The 11843-nt window shown below is 27.0% G+C and carries 10 protein-coding genes; all 10 read left to right on the top strand.

Annotation, left to right across the window (positions count from 1 at the left end):
• The 10 genes from AJN70_RS05070 to rfbC are packed head-to-tail and all read left to right on the top strand — an operon-like array spanning position 1 to position 11776.
• Entirely contained in the window at positions 1-1383 is a 1383-nt protein-coding gene (locus AJN70_RS05070) for a glycosyltransferase family 2 protein (RefSeq protein ID WP_070295563.1), read from the top strand.
• A 52-nt stretch (positions 1384-1435) separates the two neighbouring features.
• The gene (locus tag AJN70_RS05065) at positions 1436-2392 is read left to right on the top strand and encodes a UDP-glucuronic acid decarboxylase family protein (protein WP_070295562.1); all 957 of its coding nucleotides are present in this window, start codon (positions 1436-1438) and stop codon (positions 2390-2392) included.
• Between the two features lie 5 nt (positions 2393-2397).
• Positions 2398-3696, top strand: coding sequence for a UDP-glucose dehydrogenase family protein (locus AJN70_RS05060; protein ID WP_070295561.1), 1299 nt, complete (start codon positions 2398-2400; stop codon positions 3694-3696).
• A complete protein-coding gene (gene galE / locus AJN70_RS05055; protein ID WP_070295560.1) occupies positions 3693-4667 on the top strand; it encodes a UDP-glucose 4-epimerase GalE in 975 nt (324 codons plus the stop codon). Before AJN70_RS05060 ends, galE begins: the two co-directional genes overlap by 4 nt.
• Before the next feature lies 1 nt (position 4668).
• The gene (gene glf / locus AJN70_RS05050; RefSeq protein ID WP_070295559.1) at positions 4669-5802 is read left to right on the top strand and encodes a UDP-galactopyranose mutase; all 1134 of its coding nucleotides are present in this window, start codon (positions 4669-4671) and stop codon (positions 5800-5802) included.
• Positions 5783-7204 (top strand): glycosyltransferase family 8 protein, encoded by a 1422-nt coding sequence (locus tag AJN70_RS05045; protein WP_070295558.1) that lies wholly within the window; start codon positions 5783-5785, stop codon positions 7202-7204. Before glf ends, AJN70_RS05045 begins: the two co-directional genes overlap by 20 nt.
• Positions 7201-9357, top strand: coding sequence for a DUF4422 domain-containing protein (locus AJN70_RS05040; RefSeq protein ID WP_070295557.1), 2157 nt, complete (start codon positions 7201-7203; stop codon positions 9355-9357). The genes AJN70_RS05045 and AJN70_RS05040 overlap by 4 nt, the downstream gene beginning before the upstream one ends.
• Complete coding sequence (gene rfbF, locus AJN70_RS05035) at positions 9354-10154, top strand: glucose-1-phosphate cytidylyltransferase (RefSeq protein ID WP_070243160.1); 801 nt, start codon at positions 9354-9356, stop codon at positions 10152-10154. The genes AJN70_RS05040 and rfbF overlap by 4 nt, the downstream gene beginning before the upstream one ends.
• Before the next feature lie 12 nt (positions 10155-10166).
• Positions 10167-11237 (top strand): CDP-glucose 4,6-dehydratase, encoded by a 1071-nt coding sequence (gene rfbG, locus AJN70_RS05030; protein WP_070243159.1) that lies wholly within the window; start codon positions 10167-10169, stop codon positions 11235-11237.
• A 2-nt stretch (positions 11238-11239) separates the two neighbouring features.
• Positions 11240-11776, top strand: coding sequence for a dTDP-4-dehydrorhamnose 3,5-epimerase (gene rfbC, locus AJN70_RS05025; RefSeq protein WP_261669733.1), 537 nt, complete (start codon positions 11240-11242; stop codon positions 11774-11776).
• Positions 11777-11843 lie beyond the last annotated feature (67 nt).

The following is an 11843-nucleotide window of genomic DNA, read 5'->3' as shown; positions in this document are numbered from 1 at the left end:
ATGAATAAAACAGTAGGTGTAGTTATCCCAATCTATAATGTAGAAAAGTACTTAAAAGAATGTTTAGATAGTGTTATTAATCAAACTTATAAAAATTTACAAGTTATACTTGTAAATGATGGTAGCACAGATGAAAACTCATTTAATATAGCTAAAGAATACACTTTAAAAGATGAAAGATTTATACTTTTTGATAAAAAAAATGGTGGTCATAGTTCTGCTAAAAATGTCGGCATAGAGTATTTTAGTGGAGAATATATACTTAAAAATAAAACTCAAATTTTAGAAAAAAATTCTTTAATCGAATTTAATATAGAAGGTAATAATCCCTATGAAATTTATACAGTGTATAAAAGTTATAAAGCTTTTCATACTACTAAAGATTTAGCTGATTTTATTTATCCTAGTATAGATTATATTATCTTTTTAGATTCTGATGATTATTGGGAACTTGATTGTATAGAAGAGTGTGTAAAAAGAATAAATGGGGTTGATGTTCTTTGGTTTGATTATAAGTTTTTAAATAAAAATAAAGCAACTCAAATGGAAATTTATAATTACACAAAAGAACAAATCATTACTCCTTTGCAATGGTTAAAAAGGACTAGGGAAATAGGTAATTATTTATTTTGGTATGCTTGGCAAGGAATGATTGACTTTACTTTTTTGCAAAAAATTAATATTAAATTTATCAATCAGATCATCCATGAAGATCATCATTTTGGTATAGCACTTTTTTCTATGACTGATAATATATATATATATCCTGAGAAAAAGTATATATATCGTTTTAGAGAAAGCAGTGTAAGCAATCAAAAACAATATAGCATAAATACTAACTCTTATTTGTATACTTTATACATAGAATTTGATAAAAATACCTATGAATTAAAAAGGTATCAAATGTCTATGAATTGGATTTTTACTTGTTTGGAATTGATAAAAGTTTTAAAATACAATTCAAATAATGAAATATCAATCCTCGTTGAACAAACCTTTTTGCCTACTTTGCTTGATAGAACTTTGATTATTTTTTTTATAGATAAAGATCCGTTGTTACTTAAAAATAAACTGCAAGAATTAAAAGATTATTTTGAAAAATTTCATTTAAGTGGAGCAGAATGTCTTAAATATCAATTGTCTTATCGTTTAGGGCAATTTGTTTTATCTAACTATAGAAGTTTAAGAGGTTTAATAAAAATTGTCTTAAATGCTAAAAAAATGATATTAAATATTCAAAAAGAACAAGAGTTGTTTCAAGAAACAATCAAAAATTACCCTTTTATTGTTTTTTCTTCTTCTAGTGAAGATCTAGAAAGTAGAAAAATCAAAAAACATTATTCTTATCGTTTAGGGCGATTTTTAAAAATTATTTTAATATAAGCTAGTTTGAATTATAATAATAACTTTTATTGAAATTAAGAAAGTATTTATAATGAAGGTTATTTTAATCACTGGGGGAACGGGATTTCTAGGTTCTAATTTATGTAAAAGATTGCTTAGTGAAGGCAATAAAATTATTTGTGTAGATAATAACTACACAGGTAGAATGGAAAACATCAAAGAACTTTTAGAAAATGAAAATTTTACTTTTATAGAGCATGATATTTGCGAGCCATTAAAAATCACACAAAAACTTGATCAAATTTATAATTTTGCTTGTCCCGCTTCTCCGCCTGCTTATCAAGGAAAACATGCTATAAAAACAACAAAAACAAGTGTATATGGTGCTATAAATATGCTTGAGCTTGCAAAAGAGCATAATGCAACGATTTTACAAGCTTCAACTTCAGAAGTTTATGGAGATCCACTTATTCATCCACAAAATGAAGAATATAGAGGCAATGTAAATCCTATAGGAATTCGCGCTTGTTATGATGAAGGGAAAAGATGTGCTGAAAGCTTATTTTTTGATTATCATAGACATGAAGGCGTTGATATTAAAATAATAAGAATTTTTAATACCTATGGAGAAAATATGGATCCAAATGATGGCAGGGTTGTAAGTAATTTTATATGTCAAGCTTTAAGCGGAAAAGATATCACAATTTATGGAGATGGTTCGCAAACGCGTTCTTTTTGTTATGTTGATGATTTGATTGATATTATTATTAAAGTGATGAATTCTTCAAAAGATTTTCAAGGGCCTATAAATACTGGTAATCCTAGTGAATTTACTATAAAAGAACTAGCACAAAAAATTATAGAAAAAACAGGTTCTAAATCAAAGATTATTTATACAGATTTGCCATTAGATGATCCAACTCAAAGAAGACCTGATATTTCTTTAGCTAAAGCTAAATTTAATTGGGAACCAAAGATAAATTTAGATGAAGGTTTAGAAAAAACTATAAAGTATTTTAAAGAAAAAATTACAGAATTTAAAGGATAAAATATATGAAAATAGGAATCATAGGAACAGGTTATGTTGGACTTCCAACAGGTGTTGGTCTAGCAGAACTTGGAAATGATGTTATTTGTATAGATAGAGAAAAATCAAAAATTGATGCTTTAAATGATGGAATTTTAACAATTTATGAGGATAATCTTGAAGAACTTTTTCATAAAAATGTAAAAGAAGGTCGTTTAAAATTTACAACTTCTATGAAAGAAGGTATTAAAGATGCAGATTTGGTGATTATAGCAGTAGGAACTCCACCGCACCCAGTTACAAAAGAAGCAGATATGAAGTATATTCATGCAGCTGCAACTGAATTAGCAGATTATTTAACAGGATATACGGTAATTGCTACAAAATCCACTGTTCCTGTTGGCACAGGCGATGATATAGAAAGTTTAATTAGCAAAAAAAATCCAAATGCAGAATTTGATGTTCTTTCTTTACCTGAATTTTTAAGAGAAGGTTTTGCAGTATATGATTTTTTCAATCCAGACAGAATTATAGTAGGAACAAATTCACAAAGAGCAAAAGCAGTGATAGAAAAACTTTATGAGCCTTTTAAAGGAAAAAGTGAGTTGCTTTTTGTAAGTCGCCGTTCTTCAGAAACTATTAAATACGCCTCAAATGCATTTTTGGCTATTAAAATTCATTATATTAATGAAATGGCAAATTTTTGTGAAAAAGCTGGAGCTGATATTTTAGAAGTGGCTAAAGGTATGGGACTTGATACTAGGATAGGAAAACGCTTTTTAAATCCTGGGCCTGGATATGGAGGTTCATGTTTTCCAAAAGATACTTTAGCTATGGCTTTTATGGGTAAGCAAAATGATATCGATTTAACTTTAATAAATGCAGCTATTAAAGGCAATGAAGAGCGTAAAAATCACATGAGTGAAAGAATTTTAAATAGCATTAAAGATATCAAAAATCCAAAAATAGCCGTACTTGGCCTTGCTTTTAAAGATGGCACTGATGATTGTAGAGAAAGTCCCGCTGTAGATATTGTTTTTAAGCTTTTGGAACAAAAAGTTCAAATTTGCGCTTATGATCCAAAAGCTATGGATTTAGCTAAACAAATTTTAGAGGATAAGATTGATTATGCTAATTCCATGTATGAAGCCATAAAAGATGCTGATGTGATTGCTATACTAACAGAATGGAAAGAATTTTCAAGTCTTGATTTGAAAAAAGCTTATGATTTGTTAAATCATAAAAAAATTATTGATTTAAGAAATTTACTTGATAAAAATGAAGCTATAAAGTTAGGTTTTGAGTATCAAGGTGTAGGTAGATGAAGAATATTTTAGTTGTAGGTGGTGCAGGATATATAGGCTCACATACCTTAAAACATTTACTAGATAATAATTATAATTGTATTGTCATGGATAATCTTATTTATGGACACAAACAAGCTATAGACAAAAGAGCTAAATTTATTCATGCAGATTTACTAGATACCTTTTCTTTAACCAATGTTTTCAAGCAAGAAAAAATAGACGCAGTGGTGCATTTTGCAGCTTTTGCTTATGTAGGAGAAAGTGTTATAAATCCTGCAAAATATTATCAAAATAATGTAGTAGGAACTATAAATCTTTTAAATGCAATGCTTGAAAATAATGTTAAGGATATAGTATTTTCAAGTACTTGTGCAACTTACGGAGAGCCGCAATATACTCCAATTGATGAAAAACACCCTCAAAATCCTATTAATGCTTACGGAAGAACTAAGCTTATGATAGAACAAGTTTTTGCTGACTATGAAAAAGCTTATGGTTTAAGGCATATTTCTTTAAGATATTTTAATGCTGCAGGTGCAAGCAATGATGGACTTATCGGAGAAAGTCATGAACCTGAAACTCATTTAATTCCTTTAGTTTTAAAGGCTATAAAAGGAGAAATTCCTGCTATAAATATTTTTGGAAATGATTATGATACCGAAGATGGAACTTGTATAAGAGATTATATTCATGTAGAAGATTTAGCATTAGCTCATCGCTTAGCCTTAGAAAATTTACATAAATTTAGCGGTTGTATAAATCTTGGCACAGGAATAGGTACAAGTGTAAAAGAAATCATTAGCGCAGCTGAAATTGTAAGTGGCAAAAAGTGCCCTATAAATTACGCACCAAGAAGAGAAGGGGATCCTGCAAGATTATACGCAGATAATAAAAAAGCAAAAGAAATCATATCTTGGGAGGCAAAATATACTGATATTAAAGATATAATTAAAAGCGCTTGGATTTGGGAAAACAATAGAAAGTATTAAGATGAAAAAGGTAGAAAATTTAATCGTAGGTTGTGGGCTTAGCGGGGCGATTTTAGCTGAGCGTTTAGCTAGTAAAGGACAAGAGGTTTTAATCATAGATAAAAGAGAGCATATTGGTGGAAATATTTATGATTATAAAGATCGAGAGAGCAATGTAACAGTGCATAAATATGGACCCCATGTTTTTCACACTAGTATAAAAGAAGTTTGGGATTACTTAAGTCGTTTTACAAAATGGCATTATTTTATGTATAGAGTAAAAGCTTTTATAGATGGCAAAGAGGTAAATATCCCATTTAATCTTGATACTTTACATAAAGTTTTTCCAGAATATTTAGCCAAAGAACTTGAGCAAAAATTAGTAAGTAAATTTGCTTTTAATTCTAAAATTCCTATTTTAGAATTAAAAAATGCAAACGATAAAGATTTAGAATTTTTAGCCGAGTATATTTATAAAAAAGTTTTTTTAGGTTATACAGTAAAACAATGGGGTGTAAAACCCGAAGAACTTGATTTTTCAGTTAGTGCAAGAGTTCCTGTATATATAAGTCGTGATGATAGGTATTTTATAGATACTTATCAAGCTATACCAAAAGATGGTTATACAAAAATGATTGAAAATATCATCAATCATCCTTTGATAAAAGTACAATTAAATACTGATTTTAAAGACATAAAAAAAGATATAGAATATGAAAGATTATTTTATACGGGAGCGATTGATGAATTTTTTGATTATAAATTTGGAAAATTACCTTATAGAAGTTTAAATATAGTATTTGAAACTTTTGATAAAGAGTATATGCAATCAGGTCCTCAGATAAACTATCCTGAAAATTATGATTTTACAAGAAGTGTTGAGTATAAATATTATCTTGATGAAAAATCTAACAAAACCATACTTTCTTATGAATTTCCTTGTGAGTATGAAGAGGGGAAAAATGAAAGATACTATCCTATACCTAATGATGAAAATCAAAAGCTATATGAAAAATATTTAAATGAAGCTGCTAAACTTAAAAATGTGCATTTTTTAGGTAGGCTTGGCGATTATAAATATTATGATATGGATAAGACTGTGGAGAGAGTTTTAAATTTTACAAAGGAAAAGATAAATGTATCATATTGTTTTTAATTCTGATGAAAAATATTTAAGTTATGTTGCTGTTTTAATAACTAGTATTGTAAAAAATACAGAAAGTCAAATTAATAAAGCTTTTATTAATAATATAGAATTGTTAGATGAATTATCACAAGATGAATCATATACTTTTCATATATTTATAGATTCTATTAGCGAAATCTCTAGGGTGAATTTTGTAAAACTTGAGAATGAGTTAAATTGTTTTTTTGCAACTAAAATTTTAATACATATAGTAGATGACTCATATTTTAAAAAAAATAAAATGGTTCAACTTGGTGGAAATTATAGTACTTATTTTCGACTAAAAATAGCTAGTATTATTCCAAAGCATGTTTTAAAATGTTTATATTTAGATGTTGATATGTTGGTTTTATCGGATATTAGAGATATTTTTAAATATAAACTAGAAAACAGGTTGATAGGGGTGGTTAATGTTTTGCAAAATTCTTGGCCCCCTCTTATATCAAAAGTAGATAGTAAAGAATTTAAATTAGAAGGTATGCATTTTAATTCTGGCATGATGTTGATTAATTTAAATAAATGGAGAAATGAACATGTTGAGAAGTATATTTTAGATTTATCGGTAAAATATTATATTCCATATGCTCCTGATGAATATATACTTAATGCATTTATTTCTAAAGAAGACATTTTAGTTTTGCCCTTGCAATGGAATTTTTTGATTGGATTTAAAATATTATATCATAAAAATAAGCTTTTTTATAGTGATAGTTTTCATTCTGCAGCCATAAGTTATAAACTAAATGAATTTGAGAAGGCTGTAAAGAAAATTAAAATACTTCATTATACTTATCTTTATATGCCAAAACCTTGGGAAAATGTTTATGGTTTTATAGATGATGATTACAATTTGGTTTATTATGAATTTTATGATACTTGGTGGGATATGGCTTTAAAAACACCTATTTATGGAGAACATTTTGCAAAAAAAAAGAGAGAGTATGAAAAAAAGTCTTTACTAACTTATGCTCAAGCTATGTCAAAAAAGATTAAAGCTTTAGAAAAAAAAACTATTGAAAATAATGTTTTTATGAAAGAGTGTTTAACGAATGGTGCTTGCGATAGAGTTAAAAATCATTTAAATTATAAAATAGGTAGAGTATTGATCGATAATTTTACGGTTTTAAAAATTTTATTAATTCCTTTTAAGTTGATTTATGTGATTATGATTCATAAAATTTCTAGTTTTATATATAAAATACTAATGCAAAATAATCCAAGTTTAAAACTACTGCCTTTGGAAAAATATGCTGATTATGAAGAAGCCATGAGAATTAAATCTTTTTTTTCATATAGACTGGGTAAGTTGTTTTTAAAAAATCCATTAAGTTTTTTATTTAAAATTAAAACTATAAAAAAGAGAAATAAATGAATGTTAAAATATTAATTACTTATCATAAGATTGCAGCTATAATTCAAAATAGCAGTTTTGTACCCATACATATAGGAAAAATGCAGTGTAGATCTCAAGAAAATGATATTGTTTTTACAGATGAAGAATATTATTATAGCTCTAAAAATATGATTGGAGATAATACTGGAGAAAATTTTTCTAAATTAAGAAGATATTTATGCGAATTTTCGGCAATTTATTGGGCGTGGAAAAATTATAATCAACTAGAGAATCCAGATTATATAGGGTTTATGCATTATAGAAGACATTTTATTTTTAATCCAAATAATAAAAAATTAGCTTCTAGAGAATTCAGTAATTATTGTCCTACATATAGCTTTATTAATAGAGAATATGAAGAGTTAATTAAACCTGATCATTTTAATTTTAGTGAATATGATTTAGTTATTCCAGAATTTTTAAATTTTGCAAAATGTTCGAATAAACGATATTCAAATATTTTAGAAAGTTATCTTACATATGCTGGTAGAGATGATATGTTATTAAAAATTGAAGAAGTTGTTTTAAAACATCCAAAACTGTATAAATATAAAAATTTTATAAAAAAATTTTATCAAAAAGAGGGTTTTTATCCTTTTAATATGTTTATTATGAAAAAAAATCTTTTTTTTGAATATGCGGAATTTATATTTACTATTTTTAATGAAATATGGAGTGATGATATTGAGAATAGTTTAAAATTAAGAGGTTTACATTATCAAAGAGAATTAGCTTGGGCTTTAGAGATTGCAACCAGTTTTTTTATACAATATCAAATCAATAATGTAAAAAAAAGATATAAAGAATTGCCCATAAGTTTTGTTAAAAATACGGATTTGGAAATAGAATCGATTACGCCTGTGCAACGAGAAAATCCAATAGGTATTTGTTTGATTTATAATAAATTAATAATATCTTATCTAAGTGTTGTTTTGCAATCTCTTATAGAAAATTCTGATGAGAAGTCAGTATATGATATTTGCATTTTATGTATAGAATGTATAGATAAAACTGATGAAAAAAAATTAATTTCTCTTGTTAAAGATAAGTCATATATATCTTTGAGATTTTTTATGCTTGATAATTTTAGTTGCATAAGGGAAAACGATAGTTTTTTCAAATCAAAAAATAGTTTGAATTTTGATAATTATAAAATTTTTATTCCAAGAATTTTTAGAAAATATAATCAAGTTATTTATTTAAGTTATAATTTATTAATTAAGCATAATATTTTAGAATTATTATCTTATAAAAATAAAGCAATTAATTGTTCGTTAGATGTTTATAATAGTATTATAGCTTTTATGCCAAATTCTAAAATTGGTAAAAAAATTAATCAAGATCTTAAAATCATTAATTCGGAGCTCATTGTTTATAATATTTTAGAATGCGAAAGAAATGATTTTTTTAATTTATTATTAGAGAAATTATATAAAACTGAAGATGCTGTTTTTTTCAATAAGCATAGAGAAATGATCAGTTTTCTTGGAATATTTGGTTTTTTAATTAGTTATTTTTTTAATGATCGCATAGGTGATATTCCTTTATATTATAATTTTCAAAGTAAAATTATTGATGATAAATTAGATATCAATGTTTTGCCTTTATCTCTTTATAATGAATATGTTCAAGCAAAAGATAATTTTTTAATTTTACAATATTATAAATATTTTCAACCTTTATTATACGATTCTTGCCGTTTTGGTAATGATTTATGGTGGTATTATGCAAAACAAAGCCCTTATTTTGGTAAAATTATTAGTGGAGAAAATCATTTTATTTTTGGTGCTGCATTAAGGATTAAAGAATATCTTTCTTATAAGATAGGTTTTGAGATAGTTAAAACGAAAAATTTATTAGCTTTTTGTACGCTTCCATATAGAGTATTAAAAGTTATATTTTTACATAGGATAAATATATTAATTTATAAAATTAAGTTAAAATTTAATTTATGTAATCCCAAGCCAAAACTAAAAGATTATGTTGATTATGATGATATTTTTAAAATAAAAAATCATTTGGCTTATCGGTTAGGTAGTGTATTTTTAAAAAATCCATTCTTATTTATATTTCGAGTTAAGCAAATTTATAAAGTTTTTTTATTGGAAAAATATAAAGGGGAAAAGTTATGAAAGTTTTAATTTTAGCAGGTGGTTTAGGGACAAGACTCTCAGAAGAAACAAGTTTAAAGCCTAAACCTATGGTTGAAATAGGCGGTAAACCTATTTTATGGCATATAATGAAAATTTATAGTTATTATGGCTTTAATGATTTTATTATTTTAACAGGCTATAAGGGTCACATTATAAAAGATTATTTTATAAATTACTATACACAATATAGTGATATAACAGTAGATATGTCAGATAATTCTGTTCAAATTCACAATACTAGGCATGAACCATGGAAAGTTACTATGCTTTATACTGGACAAGATTCTATGACAGGAGGTAGAATTTTATATGCAAAACCTTATGTGGGTAATGAAACTTTTATGCTTACTTATGGCGATGGGGTAAGCGATGTGAATATTAAAGAGTTGATAAATTTTCATAAAAGTCATAGTAAGGCTATTACAATGACTTCTGTTTTGCCTGAAGGAAAATTTGGAGCTTTAGATATAGATAATGATACAAATTGTATAAAAAATTTTACAGAAAAACCTAAAGGTGATACTAATTTAAATAATACAGGTTGGATTAATGGAGGTTTTTTTGTGTGTGAACCTAAGATATTTGACTATATAACAGAAGGAGATGAAACTGTTTTTGAGCAAGATCCTTTAAGAAATTTAGCTCAAGATAGCGAACTTTATAGCTATAAGCACTATGGTTTTTGGAAATGTATGGATACTTTAAAAGATAAGAATGACTTAACACGCATGTGGATAAATAATAAAGCCCCTTGGGCTTTATGGCTTAATAGATAGGAAAAAGTTGCTATGTTGTTTAAAATCTATGAAAATACAAAAGTTTTTCTTACGGGTCATACGGGTTTTAAAGGTTCTTGGTTGGGTTTATGGTTGCATAATCTTGGTGCTAAGGTTGATGGTTATTCTTTGCAACCAAATGCCAAGATTAATCATTTTGACCTTCTTGGCGGTGAAAGACTTTATGAAAATAGTTATTTTTCAGATATTAATGATGCGATAAAGTTAGAAAAAGCTTTGATAAATAGCGATCCAGAGATTATTTTTCACTTGGCGGCTCAACCACTAGTAAGAAAAAGCTATCAAGATCCTTATAATACTTTTCAAACAAATACAATTGGCACATTAAATATTTTAAACATTTCTAGAAAGCTTAAAAATTTAAAGGCAATTGTGTTAATAACTACTGATAAAGTTTATAAAAATAAAGAATGGTTTTGGGGATATAGAGAGAGTGATACTTTGGGTGGTTATGATCCTTATAGTGCTAGCAAAGCTTGTGCCGAGCTTGTTATTGATTCTATGAGACAGAGTTTTTTTAATGCTAATGATTTTGGTAGTAAGCATCAAATATTAATTGCTTCTGCTAGGGCTGGAAATGTAATTGGTGGCGGTGATTGGAGCGAGGATAGGTTGATACCTGATATTATTAAAGCTTGTATTGGCAATAAAATAGTTGAAATTAGAAATCCAAAATCAACTCGTCCTTGGCAACATGTCCTTGAACCTTTATATGGTTATTTATTACTCGGGACAAAATTATTACAAGGACATACCGAGTTTGCTACAAGTTTTAATTTTGGGCCAGAAGTAAGTGGAAATTTAAGAGTGGAGGAAGTATTGAAAATAGCAAAAAATTTTTGGGATAAAATTTCTTATCAGCACAAGGTTGATTTAAATGCTCCACATGAGGCAAATTTATTAATGCTAGATACCTCAAAGGCAAAAAAAATGTTATCTTGGAATTCATTGTTAACAGCTGAAGAAAGTATTAAAATGACAATAGAGTGGTATAAAAGTTTTTATAATAAAAAGGAACTTATAAGCGTTAAACAATTAAAAAAAATTATTGAAGGGTTGTAATAATGAGCAGATTTAATTTTATGAAAGCTTGTATCGAAGGTGTGTATATTATTGAACCTAAACCTATCTGTGATGAAAGAGGTTATTTTGAACGTTATTTTTGTGCCAATGATTTCGAAGAAATAGGGATGAAAAAACCTATAATTCAGATAAATCATTCCAAAACGATAGGAAAGGGTTCTATTAGAGGAATGCATTATCAAATACCGCCATTTTGTGAAACAAAAATTGTAAGATGTCTTAAGGGATCGATTTTAGATGTAGCAATAGATATAAGAAAAAATTCTCCTACTTTTTTACAATATTTTAGTATAGAGCTTAATGAAGTAAATAACAAATATCTTTATATACCAGAAGGATTTGCACATGGTTTTCAAGTTTTAAGTGATGAGGCTGAAATCTTATATCTTGTGACTCAAGAATTTAATTCGAGTGCTGATAGGGGTATAAATCCTTTTGATAAAGCAATAATATCAACAAATAACTTTTATCAAAGAAATAGACACAATGTATTTGAGAATTATGAGGGGGGGGGATAAAATGGCCTTTAGAGATCGGGAATATATCGAGAAAAGATTTAGATAGACAATATATAGATAAAAATTT

Origin of the sequence: Campylobacter sp. BCW_4341 (assembly GCF_001764255.1) — a bacterium.
Taxonomy (GTDB): Bacteria; Campylobacterota; Campylobacteria; order Campylobacterales; family Campylobacteraceae; genus Campylobacter_D; species Campylobacter_D jejuni.
The sequence above is the reverse complement of the archived record's forward strand: the minus strand, read 5'-3'. Positions and strand labels throughout refer to the sequence as shown.